The organism is Chryseobacterium lathyri (assembly GCF_019970085.1).
Classification (GTDB): Bacteria; Bacteroidota; Bacteroidia; order Flavobacteriales; family Weeksellaceae; genus Chryseobacterium; species Chryseobacterium lathyri.
Map to the genome: position 1 here is coordinate 254,011 of NZ_JAHXYG010000006.1, position 19,566 is coordinate 273,576.

Genomic DNA, 19,566 nt, shown 5'->3' on the forward strand with positions numbered 1-19,566 from the left:
ATACTGATATTATGATTGAGTTACAAAGTGAAAAATTGCGATAAAAATAAACCCTGCAGGAATAAGGATTGAATACCATTTTCCGAAAGCCTTGATTACCGGAGTATATTTTGGATGTCTCGCCCCAATTGACTGGAATGAAGACTGGAAACCGTGTGCAAGGTGTAATCCCAATAATACAAAAGCAATTACATACAAAGCTACTCTCCAGATATCCGCAAACTTCTCGTGAAGCTCCGGCCAGAAACGTTCTGCATCAGGAGCAATCCCTTCTACATACTTGTAATCGATCTCATGCCACCAAAAATCGTAAAAGTGAAGCGCTAAGAAAGCCAACACCACTGCTCCGGAAATAATCATATTTCTGGACATCCATGATGAGTTCACAGAAGGATTGTTTGCTGCGTACTTTACAGGACGCGCATTTCTATTCTTAATCTCCAGTACAAATCCCATAATGAAATGGAAAAAAACCGCAAAACCAAGAATAGGCTGCATTAAGAACTGCACAAAAGGATTATAGCCCATAAAATCAGATGCTGTATTGAACGCATCACGATTCAGGACTGATAACAAATTGGTCGTCAAATGCAGTATAAGAAAGATCAGCAAAAATAGAGCTGATAATGCCATCGCATATTTTCTACCTATCGTAGAACTCGTTAAACCTGCCATATAAGTTTAAATTTGAATTTCCCACAAAATTAAGAAATGTTAACTATATCAAAAAGTGAGAAATCTCACAATTAGACAGTTTGTAATCTTTCTAAATAAGAATCTAGCACATTATTTAAAGGGAAAAATGAAAAGTACTGTTTATTTTTTCAAATCATAAATTTTGCCATTATAAACTACCTTTTCTGCTATTCCGGGAAAGGTTTTTATTTCCATAGTCTGAATACGTCTTGAAGAGCAGTAAGGGCCGGCTATAAATTTTAAAATTTTCTTTTTATCCGAATTTTTTGTCATCCAAAAGCAAGCCCTACTTCCTTTCTTCACTGATAATACTTTAGTTTTATTAAAATCATGAAGCAGTATTTCTTCTTTCTGATTTTCAAAAATAGTAAACCCAGTTCTGATTATAAAAAAAGCTAAAATCATCCCTGCCACCCTGATTAAATTTTTAAGATTGATATTTAAAAGTAATGGTCTCAACACATAAACGATCAAGGATAAGGATACTACTTCAGCAATATTCATCGCTATATTGGAATAAAATAGCATATCCCTTTCTGAAAACCAGTGGATAAGGTTCAATAAAAGCTGGATAGATCCATCATATACAAAATTGATCCAAGTAAAATCGATCTTTAATCCCACGAGAACCGTCATCAAAAAAGAAAATATGATCAATATCTCTGAAAACGGAACGATCACAATATTAGCAGGAACAGAAACCAACGAAAATTGGTGAAAGTAATAGAGAACCAGCGGAAGTGTCGCCAGTTGTGCGGAAAGAGAAATGGTAATGGTATTGTAGATTAATTTTTTAAAATAACCATTTTGCCGGGGAAAATATTTCAATACTGGCTGGTTCAGCCAAAAAATCCCCAACACAGCCAGAAAGCTGAGCTGAAAACCGACATCGAAAAGCTGCTGTGTATCAACAACTAAAATAATTATTGCTGATAAAGAAAGGGAGTGAAGCAGATCCGGTTTTCTCTGGAGAAGGACATAGACAAAATATACCGTCAGCATAATGCACGACCGTATTACAGAATTTCCGAAACCGATAAATGCAGCAAACAACCAAATAAAAAAGATACTGGAAATCACTGCATATTTTCTGAATCGTAAAGGACTGAACCGTGTCAATAAAAAATAGATCATCCCAAAAATAACGACAATATGTGTTCCTGAAATAGCCAATAAATGAACCATTCCGGACCTGTTGAAATCCTCTACTGTCCCGGAATCCATTTCTGTTCTGTCTGCCAGAATAATCCCTTTTAGAAATTCCCGGGTTCTGGAAGACATTTCAACGCTGTCGATCTTCTGGAGTATTTCTAATCTGCGCTGCTGAATTCGTTCATTTGGATTTAAATCTGATCTCTCTGCCGAAGAAATATTTTTGGAAATATAACACTGATACTCAATATTTTTCCTTTTTAAATACTTTGCATAATCAAACTGAAAATCATGCTTTGGTGGCTTTGGTTTCGATAGGTAAGCATCAGCCTTATAATAGTGCTCAAAATCAAGTTCTTTACTTATTTTCGGGATATAGACAACGGCATTAAAATTTTCTTTTCCAGCACGAATAACAGCTTCATATTTTTTATTTTTATCTGTAGAATTCAGTTTTTTGGAGATCTTAAAGAATACTGTTGTGTTTTGAGGAACTGAAAGATCATCGGACGAAAAGGTATTGAAAAAATGAAGAATTATTCCGGTTCCGAAAAATATCAATCCCAGCAGTATCGCTCTTGTTTTATGCAGAAAATAAGAATTCAAAAAACACAAAAGGAAAATTGATAAACAGCATGCTGAAACTATATAAATTATAGTTTTATCCAACAGCACTTTATCCTGAAAAAAAATTCCGAGGATAAAACAGATAGACAAAATGAGAAGTGGCTGCTTTTTCAAACCATGTATATTTACAATCAAAAAAGTAATTAATTTATTTGATTATTAAATAACACAGATTTTGCAGAACTGAATGATTACTTCCCATTAAATGAATAATATACGGCTTGATTATTTATTATAAAATCTGGTTTTAAATGAAAAAGTAAAAGCCATCTGTTAAAGATAGCTTTGTATTAAAAAGCTACATACTGTAGCAATTTATTAAAATTTTTAACGCAATATTTTCTTTGGTAAATAAAATAGTCTTATAAAAGGTTATTCACCGAATTATTTACCGCTTAAAAACCGGTCTGTCAGGCGTTTAGTTTCTTTTATATAGAACAAGGAATCTTTTCCATAATCTTCATATTTGAAATCTCCGGATTTTTTAGGAATTGCAGGTTCTATCTGTGTTCCTTCATGCCATTCGTTGAAAGAAGTGATCCCGATAAAATCCGGATTTACTTTGGCGGCTGCATCAAACATTCTTTCATAATACTTTCCGCTTTCTCTGCTTTTGAAATTGGCTTCATTCCATGGTCTTATTCTGGTATCGGAATAACCCGGACCTACGCACGGAATAAAAATAAGATGGTGGTCTTTTGCAAATTGGGAAAGATAGCTCCAATTGGAAGTTGTGCTTCCGAAAACAAAACCGTCGCTGGCAAAATAGGTATAAAAACCATCAAAACCGGATTCTTCAAAAAAATCTGAATGTTCTTTTTCAACCCATAATCCTATGTAAAGTCCATCCAATTCTGTTTTCCGGACTGTTTTACTTCCGTTTTCAGACAGGAGCTCGGACCATTCTGACGGTGAAATTTTATAGCTATCGTAAACATAGTACAATGGCTTTCCATCTTTTTTATAAAAGGCATGATGGTGGGAATAGGTCTCCACCAGATAAGAAAGCTGTTCTCTAAGTTCTGTTATATTTTTGTAAAACGGCTCTATGTGAAAAGCAACCTTTAAGTTAAATTGGTCTGCTATATCCAGATATTGGGTAATACTTTTATCAACAAACGAATCTTTTCCCAGCCAACTTAAAACAACCACCCCAACTCCGGCTTCCCGGATCATTTTCATGTGTTTTTTAATGATTGCCGGATCATTGGAACTGTAATTACCCAGGGCAGGATAGAAATTAGCACCAATATCGTCTCCTCCTTTGTGATTTCCCAGGTTGTTCCATTTTGGATTGTTCCAGTGGGGCAAGATATCATGATTCCAATGAGAATACTTTCCATCCACTTCAGGATTTCCGTACCATCCATAATAGAAGATCTGGACCTTATCCCGGGATTTGCTGTTTTGAGCAAAACTTTTCAGTGAAATGCAAGTCAATAAAATGAATACCAGAAAGTTTTTAAAAAAATTCATTGATAAAAATTTAAATCTAAAAATTATTCAGCACAGATGATCTTAGAAGCCTTGACCATTCAGAAAGAGTAAATTAAATGCTTAAAATTACCTCAGCAGCTTTTTCACTGGCTCCTTTTCCGCCAAGCTTTTTTCTTAAAAGACTGTAATCTGCCAGAACCTGGTTTCTTTTTTCACCTTCTATCATTTTATTGAGCTCTTCCACAAGGTTTTTGGTATTCAGGTCGGTTTGGATCAGCTCCTTCACAACTTCTCTGTCCATGATCAGATTGACCAGGGAAATATATTTAATGTTTTTAACGAGTCTTTTGGCAATGGCGTAAGAAATTTTACTTCCACGATAGCAGACTACCTCCGGAACATTAAGCAAAGCTGTTTCTAAAGTAGCTGTTCCCGAAGTTACCAAAGCTGCTTTCGAGCATCTCAGCAGATCATATGTCCTGTTGGAAACAAAATGAACATTATCATCCACATATTTTTGATAGAATTCTTTCGGAAGGCTTGGTGCACCGGCAATGACAAACTGGTAATTTTTGAAATACGGTCTCACGGAAAGCATAATTTCAAGCATTTTTTCCACTTCCTGTTTCCTGGAACCGGGAAGGAGTGCAATGATTTCTTTTTCGTTAAGCCCGTTTTCCTTTTTAAATTCTTCAACACTGATATCATTCAGGCCAGCTATTGCATCAAGGAGCGGATGTCCTACAAAGTGGGAATGAACACCATGCCCTTTATAAAAATCCTCTTCAAAAGGGAGAATGACCATCATTTCGTCTACATATTTTTTAATGATCTCTACTCTGCCTTCTTTCCAGGCCCAGAGTTGCGGAGAAATATAATAGACCACTTTTATCCCGAGCTCCTTTGCAAATTTTGCAATTCTTAAATTAAATCCCGGATAATCAACCAGAATAAGAATATCGGGTTTGTTTTTTCTGATATCTTCTTTACAGAATTTGATATTGTTGAGGATGGTTCTTAAATTCATCGCGACTTCCAGAAAACCCATAAATGCCAGATCACGGTAATGTTTTACCAATGTTCCTCCCTGAGCTTTCATAAGATCGCCACCCCAGAAACGTATTTCTGCCTGCGGATCTTTCTGTTTAAGGGCTTTCATTAAGTTGCTTCCATGCAGATCACCGGACGCTTCTCCTGCAATAATATAATACTTCATTTCTATAGTAAGGATAGAGAACAAATTAAGGTTTACTTGATCTTAATTTGTAAATTTGTCCAAAGATAATGATAAAAAATGTCAGAAGAATTTGAAATCCGAAATAAAGTTGCTGAAAGCGGCCTTGTGAATTTCGACCTATCTACTCTGGTTCCTAAGGGAATAAGAAAGGGTATTGACCTTAAAGATTTCCTTTTCCAGGAACTGATTCTGAAGGAAAAAGATTTCAGGGAAAAGGTAGAGACAATCGATATTGAGGAGTATAAAGATGCTTATATATATATTTACAATTCTGTGGATACTATTGTTCCGCTGTGGGCTTATTTTGTATTAACCGCCAAGCTTACAGATGTTGCTAAAAAAATCGTCTTCGGAGACCGTGAGGATCTGGAAGTGATCCTGATGCACAATGCTATCCAGACTTATGATTTTGAAGATATGAGAGGTAAGAGAGTGCTTGTAAAAGGTTGCTCTGATAAAGAAATCCCTGAAAATGCATATATAGAGCTGGTTGAACAACTGAAACCAATGGTTAAATCCCTCATGTTCGGTGAAGCCTGTTCCAATGTTCCTATTGTAAAGAATTAACATGAGGAAATATTTATCCGCCTTATTTTTGTTCTTTATTTTTCTGGTAATTTATTATTCCGGGAGTTTTACAAAAATTCCTTTTGCAGACTGTGTTGGTTTTGTGCTGGATGCCGAAAAAGGTAAATTCATGACAACTGCTACGGCTACTACTCATTTTTTATATATTAATACGGTCATTTTAATTAAAAATATCACCGGTCTTAATGCAATCGAGGCAAGCCGTTTATTGGTAGTTTTTTCCGGAGCCGCAACCGTTTCCGTGATCTATCTTACTGTTAAAAGTATTACGAAAACAGAATGGGTTTCTCTCACAGCAGCTTTTGTTTTTGGTTTCAGCTTCTCATTCTGGCGAAATGCAGAGATTGTAGAAGTATATACGTACAACACCTTATGGATAAGTCTTTTTTTCTTCTCGATGATCAAGACTTTTATAGAAAACAAAAAACAATATATTGTATGGGCAGGTATATTTCTAGGCATCAGTCTTTGGGTACATATCCAGAATATTTTACTGATTCCTGCTTTTCTGCTTTTCCTTTTTTATTTTAAAGGTGAAAAAAAATATTTCTATTCTTCACTGCTGGCGTTTGTACTGCTGTTTGCTTCATTATTTATTCTGAATATGTCTCAAGGGCTTTCTTTCAAATCGCCATATAGTTCGGATCAGGGAAACTGGGTAGAAGAATCTTTCAGCAAAACCTCTTTGCAGTATGTTAAAGATTTTTTCCAGTCTTTCGCTTACCTCATCTACAATTTCAATCTATTTACTTTTTTCGGAGTAATGGGTGCTGTATTTCTATACAAATCTAACAGAAAAATGTTCTTTGTCTTTTTTGCAGGATCTCTGTGTGTGTATGGCTTTTCTACTTTTTATGCAGTTTCGGATAATTATGTTTTCTTTCTTCCTTTCAATATTATTTTTGCCCTGTCTGTGGGATACGGACTGTCGCACCCGAAATATGCTGCTCTCAAAAAAGTATCATGGGCCTGCCTGCTTATTCCTATAGGATATCTGCTTACTTATAAAGCTGTTTTCCAGACAGAAAAAGGACAAGCATTTCATAGCTTCAAAAAGTATAAAGGCGGCCTGAATTATTATATACTTCCCTGGATGAATGACAATGCCGGTATTCTGGAATTTACTATTGATAAAAAGACAGCTCCGGAGCCTATTAATTGGATGACCCTGAGTGCTATGGAATATATAGAACTGCTAAAAAGTAAAGGATATACGGAAGAGGAGATCAAAAAACTTTAACAATAATTGTGAGGCAAAAAATTTCGTGAATCACATTTTTTGATATCTTTGATTTACTTAATATTTAAAATAAACACAAACATGAGTTTAATCGACCTACTTACAGGCAGCACCAGCAATCAGGTTGCTGAACAGGCAGAAAACAAATTCGGAATCAGCAAAAATCAGATTATTGCCCTATTGGCAGTAGCTGCACCTTTGGTTATTTCTTACCTTAGAAACAAATCGCAGGACGCTAACGAAGCAGAAGCTTTAAATAGTGCATTAGATAAAGACCACGACGGAAGTATTCTTGACGATGCTTCACAAGCAGAAGCCAGACAGGCTGAAGGAGGATCTATCCTTGATCATGTTTTTGGCGGACAAAAAAGCACTGTAGAAAACCAGCTTTCTCAGAATACAGGGATCTCAATTGATAAAATCGGACCTATCTTAGCGATGCTTGCTCCGGTAATTATGGGATATATCGGTAAAGAGAAACAGCAAAACAATGTAGGAGCCGGAGGTTTAGGAGACCTTTTAGGCGGAATTCTTGGGAATGCATCTAATCAGGCTCAGGCACAGCAATCCAGCCCTTTGAATGACATTTTGGGAAGTGTTTTAGGGGGTGGTCAGGCTCAGTCCGGGGGAAACCCGCTTAACGATATCTTAGGAAGCGTACTTGGCGGTGGCGGACAGCAACAGCAAGGAGGTGGATTAGGAAATATCCTTGGGAACCTTTTAGGAGGAAAATAATTTAATTTTGTATATTGAAAAAGGCTGAAGACTAAATCTTCAGCCTTTTTATTTTCAGCTCTTTGCTTTAGCTTCAGAAGAAGCAACTGGCTTGGAAGCCTTTCTGGGTCTTCTTTTGCCATAACTTCCTGCATTGATCTTTCCTCTTCTTGATTTTTTGTCTCCTTTTCCCATAGTGATAAATATTTATTGGTAAATACTAAATTAGAAAATATGGTATACATCAAAAAATTAAGGCTGTTAAAATTTTTATAAAATCGAGACAAAAGAAAGGAAGCCTGAGGCTGGAAGATGGAAGTTATTGAGGCCAGAAACGGAAATTTAAAAAACAGTTTTATTAATTTTTGCACTTGGAAATCCTTGTCAAGGTTTGAAACCTTGACAAGGATAGCAGGACTTCCGCTAACTTCCACCCTCCCTCTTCCAGCTTCATTTTCGATCACACTTTCACCATCTTCCACTTTCCTTTTTTAAACAAAATGAAAGCAACAATAGTAATCAAAGTTTCTGCAACAGGAATAGAGATGAATACTCCTTTTGGTCCCATCCCGAAATGTTTGGAAAGAAAATAGGCCAGCGGGATCTGAAACAACCAGAAACCGAAAAAATTTACCCAAGTGGGAGTCCAGGTATCTCCTGCTCCGTTAAAAGCGTTGATAAGCACCATCCCGATTCCGTAGAAAATAAACCCGACACTCATAATGTGTAATGCGTTTTTGGCAAAATCTTTAATCTCTGTTTCCTGTGTGAAAAATCCTACAAGAAAATCTCCAAGTAGGAAAAATATGAGACTTACAGCCAGCATAAAGATTACATTATATTTCACGGTTTTCATCACGGACTGTTCTGCTCTCAGCATTTCGTTAGCTCCCATATTCTGTCCAACCAGTGTAGAAGCTGCATTGCTCAGTCCCCAGGCAGGAAGCATAAAAAACATCATCAGCCTCAAAGCCGTCTGATAGCCTGCAGAAGCATTTTCTCCTCCCGTAGTGGCAACCAGTTGGGCAAGAAAGATCCAACTGCATGAGGCAATTACAAACTGAAAAATTCCCGGAGTTGCAATCTTCACAATAGATTTGATCTGCTTAAAATCAGGGCTGAAATAAGAAAGCGAAATACGGATCTGAGTATCAGCAACCAAAAGATGATACAGCTGGTAAATTACCCCAACACTTCTGCCTATCGTAGTCGCCAAAGCAGCTCCGGTAAGTCCCATCGCAGGAACAGGCCCAAAACCTCTAATAAGAACAGGACAGAGAATAATGTTCACAATATTGGCGATCCAAAGAGATTTCATGGCAATAGCTGCATTTCCTGCTCCCCTGAAGATCCCGTTGATCAAAAACAGAAGCATAATAATTACGCTGCTGCCCATCATTATTCTTGTGAAATCTTTTCCATAAGCCGCAGCTTCAGGCTTTGAACCCATCAGAATCAGAATTTCCTCAGCATAAATGACTCCGAATAAACTAAGAATGAAAGTGATAACAAATGAAACCAATAAAACCTGTGCCGCACTTCTGGAAGCCTGCTCCGGGTTCTTCTCCCCGATTCTCCTCGCTACCAAAGCAGTGGCAGCCATACTCATTCCTATGGCAATAGAATACATTACAGAAAGTACGGATTCCGTTAAACCAACACTCTGGATGGCATAACCGCTTTCTTTCAAATGTCCCACAAAGTACAGATCAACTAAGGCAAAAACCGACTCCATGGCCATTTCCAGCATCATAGGAACTGCCAGTAAAAGCACAGCACTTCTTATCGTTATTTTGGTATAATCTACTTCTTCTCCACTAAAGGCTCTTTTCAAAAAGTCTATATATTTTGTCATTTTCTAATCAATAATTATCTGATTTCCAAAAATACAAATTCAATTCTTATAAAAAATTAGTTACCCATATCAAAAAAATAATTTAGATTTGTATATTCTTAAAATGAATCTTATGAAAAAAATAATCTCTACTGCTTTTCTACTTGTAATTTCAGCGTCTGCCAATATGCTTTCTGCTCAGACACTCAGCAAAGCTCAGATGCAGTCTATTCAATCTGATAATGTTGCTTCATTTAAAAAGAATTTCACAAAAGCAGATTACAACAAATGCTTTCCACTTAAAGATGAGACTTTCAGCGCATTAGGCTTCAGCTCGCTTTACGGTAGAAATAATATTGTCAAATTCCTTTTGGACAACCAGGCAGATATTAATAAAGAATGTAACGGAAAAACGCCTCTTGCTTTAGCTAAATTAGGAAACAAAGAAGAAACTGTACAGCTATTGATACAAAAAGGTGCTGCTAATAATTAATTAAAAAGCCCTCAAATAATATACAAGACTTCCGAAAGGAAGTTTTTTTTGTTTATAGAACCTGCAAAAATCTTATCTTTGCATCCGAAAATTATGGTAGAAAACTTCATGATCTGAAAGCCAAACCATATGTCTTAAACATTGAACCTTAAACAAATAATTATGTTTCGATCACACACGAACGGAGAATTATCTCTGAAAAATCTTAATGAAGAAGTTACACTTTCCGGATGGGTACAGACTATCCGTGACAAAGGATTTATGATTTGGATAGATCTTCGAGATCGTTACGGAATTACTCAACTGGTTTTTGATCAGGACCGATCTACAGCGGAATTGATGGAAAATGCAAAAAAATTGGGACGTGAATTCGTGATTCAGGTTACAGGAAAAGTAATTGAAAGAGTAAGCAAAAACCCCAATATTCCAACAGGAGAGATTGAAATTTTAGTTGAAAAATTAGAAGTTCTTAATGAATCCCAGCTTCCACCTTTCACTATTGAAGATGAAACAGACGGAGGAGAAGAATTAAGAATGAAATACCGTTATCTGGATATCAGAAGAGCTCCGGTAAGAGATAAACTGATCTTCCGTCACAAAATGGCGCAGAAGGTAAGAAATTATCTTTCAGACGAAGGATTTATTGAAGTGGAAACCCCGGTTTTAATTAAATCTACTCCGGAGGGGGCAAGAGACTTCGTGGTTCCAAGCAGAATGAACCCGGGTCAGTTTTATGCACTTCCACAATCGCCACAGACATTCAAGCAGCTTCTGATGGTAGGCGGAATGGATAAATATTTCCAGATTGTAAAATGTTTCCGTGATGAAGATTTAAGAGCGGACAGACAGCCGGAATTTACCCAAATCGACTGCGAAATGGCTTTTGTAGAACAGGAAGATATCATGAATGTCTTTGAAGGAATGACAAAAACGCTGATTAAAGACGTTACAGGACAGGAATTCGGAGATTTCCCAAGAATGACCTTCGCAGATGCGATGAGAAAATACGGAAACGACAAACCGGATATCCGTTTCGGAATGGAATTCGTGGAACTTAACGAACTGGTAAAAGGAAAAGATTTTAAAATATTTGATGATGCTGAATTGGTTGTAGGAATTAATGTTGAAGGATGTGCTGACTATACAAGAAAGCAGATCGATGAACTTGTTGATTGGGTAAAACGTCCACAGATCGGAGCTTCGGGAATGGTATGGGCTAAATTCCAGAATGATGGTGTAAAAACATCTTCTGTCAATAAGTTCTACAATGAAGAAGACCTAGCTAAGATCATTGATAAATTTGGAGCTAAAGAAGGTGACCTAATGCTGATCCTATCCGGAAACGAGAATAAGGTAAGAGCACAGCTTTCTGCTTTGAGAATGGAGCTTGGAAACCGTCTGGGATTAAGAAAAGGAAATGTATTTGCCCCGCTTTGGGTAGTTGACTTCCCATTACTGGAATTTGACGAAGAAAGTGGACGCTATCATGCGATGCACCACCCCTTCACATCTCCTAAACCGGAAGATATCCATTTACTGGAAACAGATCCGGGCAAAGCGAGAGCGAATGCCTATGATATGGTTCTGAACGGAAACGAGATCGGAGGCGGTTCTATCAGAATTTTTGACAAAGATCTTCAGTCTAAAATGTTTGATCTTTTAGGATTCTCAAAAGAAGAGGCAGAAGCTCAGTTCGGATTCTTAATGAATGCCTTCAAATACGGAGCTCCGCCTCACGGTGGTTTGGCTTTCGGATTTGACCGTTTGGTAGCTATTCTTGACGGAAACGAAGTCATCAGAGACTATATCGCATTCCCTAAAAATAATTCAGGACGCGACGTGATGATTGATGCACCGGCTGCGATTGCTGATGAACAGCTCGATGAATTAGAATTACAATTGAATTTAAAAGCATAAATTTAGAGCGGAGATTTTTCTCCGCTTTTTTATTAATATACACTTATGATACCAAAAATTGCTATTCTGGGAGACTTCAACCCCAATCATTTCACACTTCATGCACTCAATGATACTACAAGAAGCGTTCAGAAAAAACTAAATCGTGAAATTCAGTTTGATTGGATTGCCACTGATATTTTCGATGCTAAAACTGTGTTTGAAAAACATAAGTACTTAGGATTATGGATTGCTCCGGGAAGCCCATACCGGGATATGGAAAATGTACTGAATGCCATACAGTTTACCCGTGAGAATAATATTCCCACTTTTGGTAATTGTGGAGGATTTCAGCATATGATTATTGAATTTGCCAGAAATGTATGTCATATTGAGAATGCAGATCATGAAGAAACAAATCCGGATGCAAAAGATTCATTGATAAAAAAACTTTCATGTTCGTTAAAAGGAGAACAGGAAAATCTTAAAATTATTGATAAAAACAGTTTTCTTTATCGAACAATTAACCAGGATACGATTATAGGCAAGTATAATTGCAGTTACGGCATCAATGAAAAATACGTTAATATTTTAAAGGACAGAGGCTTGTCTTTAACTTCAATTTCTGAAGATGGGAATTACCGTTCATTTGAAATACAGTCCCATCCTTTTTTTGTAGGAACATTATTTCAACCGGCACTTACTTCTACAGAAAATGAACCCAACCCCATGATTGTAGAGTTTGTGAAAAAATCTCTGGCTCGGGTTTAAATGAGTAAATAACCACTTGTAATGAGAAAAAAATGAAAATCGCAGCAGCCCAAATTAATCCTGTAAAGGGAGATATTCCTAAAAATATTGAAAATCACAAAATATTAATCAAAGCCGCATCTGATCAGAATGTTGATCTGGTCATCTTCCCTGAACTTTCAGTTACCGGCTATGAAACTGAATTGGCGGAACAGCTCTCAATTCATTATGAAGATCCTGTTTTAGACGTTTTTCAGAAAATGGCAGATGAAAATAACATCACCATTACCGTCGGAATGCCTACGAAAGCAGATGGTAAATTATTTATCAGTTCTATCATATTCCAGCCGGGAAAAACAAGAGATATTTATTCAAAACGTAATCTTTTTTCAACGGAGACAGGTGTTTTTTCACGAAGTGAAAGTTTCTGTCAGCTGAATATATTGCAGAATAAGATCTCATTAGCCATATGCTATGACTTATCTGATCCAAAACATTCCCAGGAAGCTTATGAGGCCGGATCGAATGTATATACTGCCAGCGTTCTTAATTCTGTAAATGGCATCGGCGACGATCTTGTTAAACTTTCCGATATTGCTAAAAAATATCACATGCATGTTTTAATGGCAAATTTTACCGGAGAATCAGGCGGCTATGAATGTGCCGGAAAATCTTCTGTATGGAATAATAACGGAAGTTTACTGGGACAGCTCAATCGTGAGAATGAAGGACTTCTGATTTTAAACACGGAAAATAATCAGATAGAGGAAATTTACATCAATTAATATTAACAATGTGGAGAATTCTCCACATTGTTAATTTCACAAACTCTAATTCTTTTACATTCATACCTGGTCCCTGTCCGGTAGAAAGATAGGTACAGGAACATTATTTTGGAGAAATATAAGGATACAGAAACGAGCCTTACAACCCGCTGACATTTGGTAACAGAGCCTGTAAAATGTACCACATCATGGTTCCACGGCATGTTAATTGATTGATTTTTAAAAACGTAAGACAATGAAAGCAATTTGGAACGGCGCCATTGGATTCGGTTTAGTCAATATTCCTGTTAAAATCTACTCCGCCACAGAAACCAGCAAACTGGATTTGGATATGCTCGATAAATCTGATTTTTCGAATATCAAATTCAAAAGAGTCAATGAAAAAACAGGCAAAGAAGTCAAGTGGGAAAACATTGTAAAAGGTTATCTTCTGGATGATCAATACATTATTCTCGAAGATGAAGATTATGAAGCAGCAAGCCCCGAAAAAAGCAAAATACTTTCTATAGATCAATTCGTAAAAGAAGTTGAAGTTGACAGCGTTTATTTTGAAAATCCTTATTTTCTTGAACCTCAAAAAAATGGAGAAAATGCTTACAGGCTTCTATTAAAAGCTTTATCACAAACAAAAATGGTGGGTGTAGGAACTTTTGTTCTTCGTGAAAGCGAAGCCATCGGAATGATCCGGCCTTATAATGATGAGGTTTTGGTTCTAAACCGCCTGCGGTTCGCTCAGGAAATCAGGGATTATAAAGATTTAAAAATCCCGGCCAAAAAAGCTCCGAAACCTGCCGAATTAAAAATGGCAGTAAGCCTCATTGAACAGCTTTCACAAGAGTTTGATCCCGAAATGTACGAGGACACTTATTCCGAATCTTTGCTGAAAATCATTAAGCAGAAAGCTAAAGGTAAAGGAGTAAAAGCTAAAAAAGCAGAACCTGCAAAAGAAGGTAAGGTAATAGACCTTATGGCCCAACTGAAAGCCAGCTTGCAAAGTTCCAAATCTAAAAACGCATCATAATGGCTCTGAAAGATTACAACGAAAAACGAAGATTCGATGAAACAAGCGAACCTAAAGGAAAAACAAAAAAGAGTAAAGACAAGCTTATTTTTGTAGTTCAAAGGCACGCCGCATCCCGCCTGCATTATGATTTCCGGTTAGAAATGGAAGGCGTTCTGAAAAGTTGGGCAGTTCCAAAAGGCCCGTCACTGGATCCAAAAGACAAACGTCTGGCCATGGAAGTTGAGGATCATCCTTACGATTACAAAGATTTTGAAGGCAACATTCCCGAAGGAAATTATGGAGCCGGACAGGTGGAGGTCTGGGACAGCGGAACGTATGAGCCGTTAGACGATACGAGCAAACTTTCCGACGAAAAAGAATTGTTGAAAGAGCTAAAAGCCGGCTCAATAAAATTTATTTTGCACGGAAAAAAACTGAAAGGCGAATTTGCCTTAGTTAAAATGAAAAATGCCGAAAATAACGCATGGCTTTTAATTAAGCATAAAGATGAATTTGCAGAAGAAAATTATGATGCAGAAGAAAATACGTCTAAAAACTCTGCGGTAACAAAATTTTTAGAGGAAAAAAAAAGCCTAAAAAACAGCAAAAAGAAGTCATAACTTCTGAAAGCAAGCCAAAATTTCAACGGTTTAATGCTTTGGTCGACGAAAAAAAGCTAGAGAACTTTATCAGACCTATGCTGGCTAAATCGTTTGAAAATGCTTTTGATAATGAAGATTGGGTTTTTGAAATAAAATGGGACGGATACAGAGCAATTGCTGATCTCAGTGATAAATCTCCTCTGTTTTATTCCCGGAACGGAATTTCTTTCTTATCAAAGTTTGAAAAAGTTACAAAAGATTTTGAGCACCAAAAGTATCAAATGATTCTCGACGGAGAAATTGTAGCCTATGATGAACATGGAAAACCCAGTTTCCAACTCTTACAGCAAATTGGTGACAATCCCAACCTTGCTTTAACCTACCAGGTATTTGATCTTCTGTGGTTGAATGGCCATTCTACAGAAGAACTTCCGCTTTTACAGAGGAAAGAGCTTTTAAAAGAAGCTTTAGTTGAAACTGATGTTATCAAATATTGCGATCATATTCCCGAAAAAGGCATTGCTTTTTTCAACCAAATGAAGAAAATGCAGTTAGAAGGAATGATTGCAAAAAAAGCCGCCAGTTTATATACCGAAAATCACAGAACGAATGACTGGCTTAAAATAAAATTCACCAATACAGAGGAAGCCATTATTTGTGGATTTACGGAACCCAGAGGATCCAGGAAAAGTTTCGGAGCATTGATCCTTGGAAAATACATGGATGAAAAGCTGGTGTATTGCGGACATACGGGAACAGGTTTTAATAAAGAATCCTTAAGCCAGATGTATGAAAGGTTAAAAGAATTGACTGTAAAAACTTCCCCGTTTGAAAAAAAGCCTAAAACAAATATGCCCGTAACCTGGACAAAACCAGAATTGGTCTGTGAAATCAAATTCTCTGAAATTACCAAAGACGGCATTTACCGGCATCCTGTTTTTGTCGCCCTCCGTGAGGATAAAAATCCTGAAGAAATCAGTGATTCAATCAATAAAATAAGTCCAATTCATGAAAATCCTAAAAAAATGAAAGCTAAAGCTGCCCCTAAGAAAAGTACTAAACCTACTGAAAAAGAAAAGGAGATTACTTTAAACAGACATACAGTAAAACTGACTAATCAGGATAAAATTTATTTTCCGAAAGATGGCATTACAAAAGGTGATGTTATAGAATATTACCAATCGGTCGCGGAATATATTCTTCCTTATTTGAAAAACCGCCCATTATCTCTGAACCGTTTTCCGAACGGCATTGAAGAACAGGGCTTTTATCAGAAAGATGCAGGAGACAATATGCCAGACTGGATCAAAACCACGGAAGTCTATTCAGAATCCAATGATAAGTATATTGATTATGTATACTGTAATGATAAAGCTACGTTAGCTTACCTGACTAATTTAGGTTGTATCGATTTAAATCCCTGGAACAGTGCTCTCCCCGATCTTGAACATCCTGATTATCTGGTGCTGGATCTGGATCCGTCAAAGAAAAATACATTTGATGATGTCATTGAAACGGCTCTTCAGGTAAACGAGGTTTTAAATTCAGTTAAAATCAAAGGATATTGCAAAACTTCGGGAAGCACAGGAATTCACGTCTATATTCCGATGGGCGGAAAATATGATTTTGACCAGGTGAAAGATTTTGCCCATATTTTGATGAAGCAGGTTCATACGCAGCTTCCGGAAATTACAACATTAGAAAGGAGCTTACAGAAAAGGGATGACAATAAAATATATCTGGATTATCTGCAAAACAGGACGGGACAGACTTTAGCAAGTGCTTACAGTTTACGTCCCAAGGAAGGAGCCTCAGTTTCGATGCCTTTGGAATGGGATGAAGTGAAGCCCGGTATGAAACCGACAGATTTTACTATTCATAATGCTTTGGATAGAATTAAGGAAAAAGGCGATTTATTTAAACCTGTTTTGGGGAAAGGAATTGATATGATGAAGGCGTTGGAATTGTTGGAGGATGTTGAATAAAATTCTATTTTTACGAAAAAACATAAATGGCAAACTCACTGCAAGTTTTAATTAACTTTGATGAAAATATAACAAGAAATCAACTTCAAAAATATTATTACTATTCTTGGAAGAAAAAAATTCCTAATCTTATTAAATACTTTTTATTTACTTTATTGTTAATTTTTATATTAGACAGCTTATTTGGTAATAAAAGCAGAATTGATTTCTTAAAATTTTCTGGTATTCTGTTTGGTATATATTGTTTAATACAAATTATCTTTTTCTTTTATAGTAAAGCAAACTATTCAATTAAAACAGACAAATTTATTACAGAACTAAAAAGTTACCATCCGGTTACAGAGTTATATTTTGATGAAAAGAGTTTGTATATTAAAAATGAGCAATATGATATCAGAAGCGTTTGGAAAAAAATTTCTTATAACATTTCAGATAAAATCCTTATCATTAATTTTGACTTAGGAACTCCATTTACCTATTTAATTAGTGAGGAGGAAACAGAACAATATCAAAATATTCTGATAATTTTTAAAGGATAAATCTAAATTAAAAAATAATTAAGGCAGTTTCGCCACTAAACTTTCCGGCAAGATTTTCAAAATAATATAAATCATCTTCCATTTAAAATCCGGGACAATGGTAAAAGAATTCCCAGCATTGACAATATGTTTCGCCACATAATCCGGCTCCATAATCAGAGATTCATTGAGCTGAAGACCTTCATTGATCTTAGTTCTGATATAACCGATCACCAGGGCATTAACAATAACCTTTCTTGATACCAATTCCTGTCGTAACCCTGCTAAATATTGGGTGAAAGCAGCTTTTGTACTTCCATACACGAAGTTGCTTTTTCGGCCTCTAACTCCGGAAAGTGAAGAAAGCCCAATGATCCTTTCTAAATTTTTATTGCTTTCATCCATAGAAATGATATTCAGAATAGAAACAGCACCTATATAATTCACTTGTATCATCTGTTGGGTACCTTTGAAGTCTCTCAATGCTTTTTCATTATCAACCAGAAAGCCCGCTGCATAAACTACAATATGAGGTTTTATCGGCAGGTCAACATAGAATTTCTGATGGGAAGCAAAATCTACAGCATCAAAATAAAGAATGGTAACCGTTGAAGGAACTAAATGATGTTCTGCCACAAATTTTTCCAGCGAGGCAGTATCCCGCGAAGCTGCGATCACAGAAAAACCTTTTCCAACATACTGCTTAATACATTGTTTAGCCACATCTGAATTGGCGCCTAAAATGAGAACGGTTTTGCCTGTATTTTGATTCATGGTGCAAAGATATTTATTTGATTTTATGATCATGAATTTTGAATAGAAATACTTTTAAGCAAATTTCACGAATGAGTTCATGGATAACACTTGAGTCGGTTTTCATGCAAAGCTATTCTTAACATGTATAGGATTAACAAATTGATCTGAACGTTAGGTGAATAATCTATACAATCTGTGGATCTGTAGGAGATTTTCAACGCAAAGTTTCAAGATGATGTGTAATAGTTTTGAGGGAAGCAAAGAATGTGGCTACGCCACTGAATAAGCATATGTTTACTGTGTTGATTATATAAAAACTCGGCGCGGTGAACTTCGTTCACCGCGCCGAGCGATATTTTCAAACTAAAAAATTATTTCTTTTCAGTATCGATTTCTTTTTTCTCCGCCGTCTTGTCTGCAACAGCTTTCGCTTTATCTCCAAAACGTGCTTCAGTAAATTCTCTGGAAACAGCAGCTTTTTCAAATTTCAGTTTTCCGGATAAAGTTTCGATAACGAATCCATCATCCTGAACCTGAGCAATTCTTCCGTGAAGACCTGAAGTAAGGACCACTCTGGTTCCTACTTTTAAAGTTTCCTGAAAGCTTTTCTCCTGCTTCTGTTTTCTCATCTGAGGTCTTATCATTAAGAAATAAAACCCCACAAACATCACCCCCATCATGATCAGCATCATTGATGAAGATCCTTGTGGCTGTGCCTGTAAAAAGATTGTCAACATATTTTATAATTACGGTTGAATGTTCGCTGTGAACGTTAATTTGATAGGAGCCTTATCTACGTTGGCAAATACATCCGCATACTTCTGAACGTTTCCGTCAAAGCTTGAAGAATCAAAATGCAAAGTGATTTTTCCTTTTTTACCAGGAAGAATAGGTTCTTTTGTAAAATCAGGAGCTGTACATCCGCATCCAGGTTTTACTTCAGAGATCACCAAAGGATTTTTTCCTGTATTGGTAATTTCGTAAACGTGCTCTACTTTATCTCCTTTTTTGATTTTCCCAAAATCGAAGTTGTTTTCAGATAGGGCAACTGATGTTAATGGCTGGTTAGAAACCGGAGCTGCTTCTGCTGGAGCTGCCGCTAAACCGGTAGGAGCTAAATTGGTTGCACCTGCTGTAGAATCTGTAATATTAGCAGCTTCTGCACCGGCTGCAGCTTGCTGGTTTTCTTTTTTACAAGAAACCAAACCAAGGCCTATAATAGACAAGGCGATAATTGATAACGTCTTTTTCAT

20 protein-coding genes are annotated in these 19,566 nt (G+C 36.6%); 11 read left to right on the forward strand and 9 right to left on the reverse strand.

All coding sequences use genetic code 11. The features are described 5' to 3' along the window. Nucleotides 1–9: 9 nt before the first annotated feature. The 4 genes from LC418_RS19460 to lpxB form a co-directional block, all read right to left on the reverse strand. Nucleotides 10–675, reverse strand: coding sequence for a succinate dehydrogenase cytochrome b subunit (locus LC418_RS19460; RefSeq protein ID WP_111955452.1), 666 nt, complete (start codon nt 673–675; stop codon nt 10–12). Between the two features lie 141 nt (nt 676–816). Continuing rightward, nucleotides 817–2,610 carry a ComEC/Rec2 family competence protein gene (locus LC418_RS19465; protein ID WP_338075563.1) on the reverse strand — a complete coding sequence of 598 codons (1,794 nt, stop codon included), beginning with the start codon at nt 2,608–2,610 and terminating at the stop codon, nt 817–819. Nucleotides 2,611–2,859: 249 nt separating this feature from the next. Further along, on the reverse strand, nt 2,860–3,951 hold the full coding sequence (locus LC418_RS19470; protein ID WP_223560345.1) for a glycoside hydrolase family 99 protein: 1,092 nt from the start codon (nt 3,949–3,951) through the stop codon (nt 2,860–2,862). A 73-nt stretch (nt 3,952–4,024) separates the two neighbouring features. Further along, a complete protein-coding gene (gene lpxB, locus LC418_RS19475; protein WP_223560346.1) occupies nt 4,025–5,128 on the reverse strand; it encodes a lipid-A-disaccharide synthase in 1,104 nt (367 codons plus the stop codon). Between the two features lie 78 nt (nt 5,129–5,206). On the opposite strand from lpxB, the gene LC418_RS19480 reads away from it, so the two are divergent. The 3 genes from LC418_RS19480 (at nt 5,207) to LC418_RS19490 (ending at nt 7,712) form a co-directional block, all read left to right on the forward strand. After that, nucleotides 5,207–5,716: a DUF2480 family protein gene (locus tag LC418_RS19480; protein WP_223560347.1), complete on the forward strand. Its 510-nt coding sequence runs from the start codon at nt 5,207–5,209 to the stop codon at nt 5,714–5,716. A gap of 1 nt (nt 5,717) precedes the next feature. Next, nucleotides 5,718–6,977, forward strand: coding sequence for a protein O-mannosyl-transferase family (locus LC418_RS19485; RefSeq protein ID WP_223560348.1), 1,260 nt, complete (start codon nt 5,718–5,720; stop codon nt 6,975–6,977). 81 nt (nt 6,978–7,058) lie between these two features. Next, nucleotides 7,059–7,712: a DUF937 domain-containing protein gene (locus LC418_RS19490; protein ID WP_111955464.1), complete on the forward strand. Its 654-nt coding sequence runs from the start codon at nt 7,059–7,061 to the stop codon at nt 7,710–7,712. A 54-nt stretch (nt 7,713–7,766) separates the two neighbouring features. On the opposite strand, the gene LC418_RS19495 is transcribed toward LC418_RS19490, so the two are convergent. Both LC418_RS19495 and LC418_RS19500 read right to left on the reverse strand, forming a co-directional pair. Continuing rightward, nucleotides 7,767–7,886, reverse strand: coding sequence for a 30S ribosomal protein THX (locus tag LC418_RS19495; protein ID WP_111955466.1), 120 nt, complete (start codon nt 7,884–7,886; stop codon nt 7,767–7,769). 265 nt (nt 7,887–8,151) lie between these two features. Continuing rightward, nucleotides 8,152–9,546 carry an MATE family efflux transporter gene (locus tag LC418_RS19500; protein ID WP_223560349.1) on the reverse strand — a complete coding sequence of 465 codons (1,395 nt, stop codon included), beginning with the start codon at nt 9,544–9,546 and terminating at the stop codon, nt 8,152–8,154. A gap of 112 nt (nt 9,547–9,658) precedes the next feature. Between LC418_RS19500 and LC418_RS19505 the strand changes: the two genes are divergently transcribed. From LC418_RS19505 to LC418_RS19540, 8 genes are all read left to right on the forward strand, one after another. After that, entirely contained in the window at nt 9,659–10,018 is a 360-nt protein-coding gene (locus LC418_RS19505; RefSeq protein ID WP_157963370.1) for an ankyrin repeat domain-containing protein, read from the forward strand. Nucleotides 10,019–10,180: 162 nt separating this feature from the next. Then, a complete protein-coding gene (aspS, locus tag LC418_RS19510; RefSeq protein WP_223560350.1) occupies nt 10,181–11,935 on the forward strand; it encodes an aspartate--tRNA ligase in 1,755 nt (584 codons plus the stop codon). Between the two features lie 45 nt (nt 11,936–11,980). Then, nucleotides 11,981–12,685 (forward strand): glutamine amidotransferase-related protein, encoded by a 705-nt coding sequence (locus tag LC418_RS19515; protein WP_223560351.1) that lies wholly within the window; start codon nt 11,981–11,983, stop codon nt 12,683–12,685. A 32-nt stretch (nt 12,686–12,717) separates the two neighbouring features. Further along, nucleotides 12,718–13,449 carry a carbon-nitrogen hydrolase family protein gene (locus LC418_RS19520; RefSeq protein WP_223560352.1) on the forward strand — a complete coding sequence of 244 codons (732 nt, stop codon included), beginning with the start codon at nt 12,718–12,720 and terminating at the stop codon, nt 13,447–13,449. Between the two features lie 235 nt (nt 13,450–13,684). Beyond that, entirely contained in the window at nt 13,685–14,470 is a 786-nt protein-coding gene (gene ku / locus LC418_RS19525) for a non-homologous end joining protein Ku (protein ID WP_111955480.1), read from the forward strand. Continuing rightward, on the forward strand, nt 14,470–15,072 hold the full coding sequence (locus LC418_RS19530) for a DNA polymerase ligase N-terminal domain-containing protein (protein WP_111955482.1): 603 nt from the start codon (nt 14,470–14,472) through the stop codon (nt 15,070–15,072). Before ku ends, LC418_RS19530 begins: the two co-directional genes overlap by 1 nt. Before the next feature lie 77 nt (nt 15,073–15,149). Beyond that, nucleotides 15,150–17,039: a DNA ligase D gene (gene ligD, locus LC418_RS19535; protein WP_223560353.1), complete on the forward strand. Its 1,890-nt coding sequence runs from the start codon at nt 15,150–15,152 to the stop codon at nt 17,037–17,039. A gap of 26 nt (nt 17,040–17,065) precedes the next feature. Next, nucleotides 17,066–17,578 (forward strand): hypothetical protein, encoded by a 513-nt coding sequence (locus LC418_RS19540; protein WP_223560354.1) that lies wholly within the window; start codon nt 17,066–17,068, stop codon nt 17,576–17,578. 18 nt (nt 17,579–17,596) lie between these two features. On the opposite strand, the gene LC418_RS19545 is transcribed toward LC418_RS19540, so the two are convergent. The 3 genes from LC418_RS19545 to LC418_RS19555 form a co-directional block, all read right to left on the reverse strand. Continuing rightward, nucleotides 17,597–18,331 carry an SDR family NAD(P)-dependent oxidoreductase gene (locus LC418_RS19545; RefSeq protein ID WP_223560355.1) on the reverse strand — a complete coding sequence of 245 codons (735 nt, stop codon included), beginning with the start codon at nt 18,329–18,331 and terminating at the stop codon, nt 17,597–17,599. A gap of 353 nt (nt 18,332–18,684) precedes the next feature. Further along, nucleotides 18,685–19,050, reverse strand: coding sequence for a preprotein translocase subunit YajC (gene yajC / locus LC418_RS19550; protein ID WP_223560356.1), 366 nt, complete (start codon nt 19,048–19,050; stop codon nt 18,685–18,687). Nucleotides 19,051–19,059: 9 nt separating this feature from the next. Then, the gene (locus LC418_RS19555; protein WP_223560357.1) at nt 19,060–19,566 is read right to left on the reverse strand and encodes a DUF1573 domain-containing protein; all 507 of its coding nucleotides are present in this window, start codon (nt 19,564–19,566) and stop codon (nt 19,060–19,062) included.

Bases quoted from the DNA above. Each gene is read 5' to 3' on its own strand.
- LC418_RS19460 (WP_111955452.1), bottom strand. From the start codon at position 675: ATGGCAGGTTTAACGAGTTCTACGATAGGTAGAAAATATGCGATGGCA.
- LC418_RS19470 (WP_223560345.1), bottom strand. From the start codon at position 3,951: ATGAATTTTTTTAAAAACTTTCTGGTATTCATTTTATTGACTTGCATT.
- lpxB (WP_223560346.1), bottom strand. From the start codon at position 5,128: ATGAAGTATTATATTATTGCAGGAGAAGCGTCCGGTGATCTGCATGGA.
- LC418_RS19480 (WP_223560347.1), top strand. From the start codon at position 5,207: ATGTCAGAAGAATTTGAAATCCGAAATAAAGTTGCTGAAAGCGGCCTT.
- LC418_RS19485 (WP_223560348.1), top strand. From the start codon at position 5,718: ATGAGGAAATATTTATCCGCCTTATTTTTGTTCTTTATTTTTCTGGTA.
- LC418_RS19490 (WP_111955464.1), top strand. From the start codon at position 7,059: ATGAGTTTAATCGACCTACTTACAGGCAGCACCAGCAATCAGGTTGCT.
- LC418_RS19495 (WP_111955466.1), bottom strand. From the start codon at position 7,886: ATGGGAAAAGGAGACAAAAAATCAAGAAGAGGAAAGATCAATGCAGGA.
- LC418_RS19500 (WP_223560349.1), bottom strand. From the start codon at position 9,546: ATGACAAAATATATAGACTTTTTGAAAAGAGCCTTTAGTGGAGAAGAA.
- LC418_RS19505 (WP_157963370.1), top strand. From the start codon at position 9,659: ATGAAAAAAATAATCTCTACTGCTTTTCTACTTGTAATTTCAGCGTCT.
- aspS (WP_223560350.1), top strand. From the start codon at position 10,181: ATGTTTCGATCACACACGAACGGAGAATTATCTCTGAAAAATCTTAAT.
- LC418_RS19515 (WP_223560351.1), top strand. From the start codon at position 11,981: ATGATACCAAAAATTGCTATTCTGGGAGACTTCAACCCCAATCATTTC.
- LC418_RS19520 (WP_223560352.1), top strand. From the start codon at position 12,718: ATGAAAATCGCAGCAGCCCAAATTAATCCTGTAAAGGGAGATATTCCT.
- ku (WP_111955480.1), top strand. From the start codon at position 13,685: ATGAAAGCAATTTGGAACGGCGCCATTGGATTCGGTTTAGTCAATATT.
- LC418_RS19530 (WP_111955482.1), top strand. From the start codon at position 14,470: ATGGCTCTGAAAGATTACAACGAAAAACGAAGATTCGATGAAACAAGC.
- ligD (WP_223560353.1), top strand. From the start codon at position 15,150: ATGCTGGCTAAATCGTTTGAAAATGCTTTTGATAATGAAGATTGGGTT.
- LC418_RS19540 (WP_223560354.1), top strand. From the start codon at position 17,066: ATGGCAAACTCACTGCAAGTTTTAATTAACTTTGATGAAAATATAACA.
- LC418_RS19545 (WP_223560355.1), bottom strand. From the start codon at position 18,331: ATGAATCAAAATACAGGCAAAACCGTTCTCATTTTAGGCGCCAATTCA.
- yajC (WP_223560356.1), bottom strand. From the start codon at position 19,050: ATGTTGACAATCTTTTTACAGGCACAGCCACAAGGATCTTCATCAATG.
- LC418_RS19555 (WP_223560357.1), bottom strand. From the start codon at position 19,566: ATGAAAAAGACGTTATCAATTATCGCCTTGTCTATTATAGGCCTTGGT.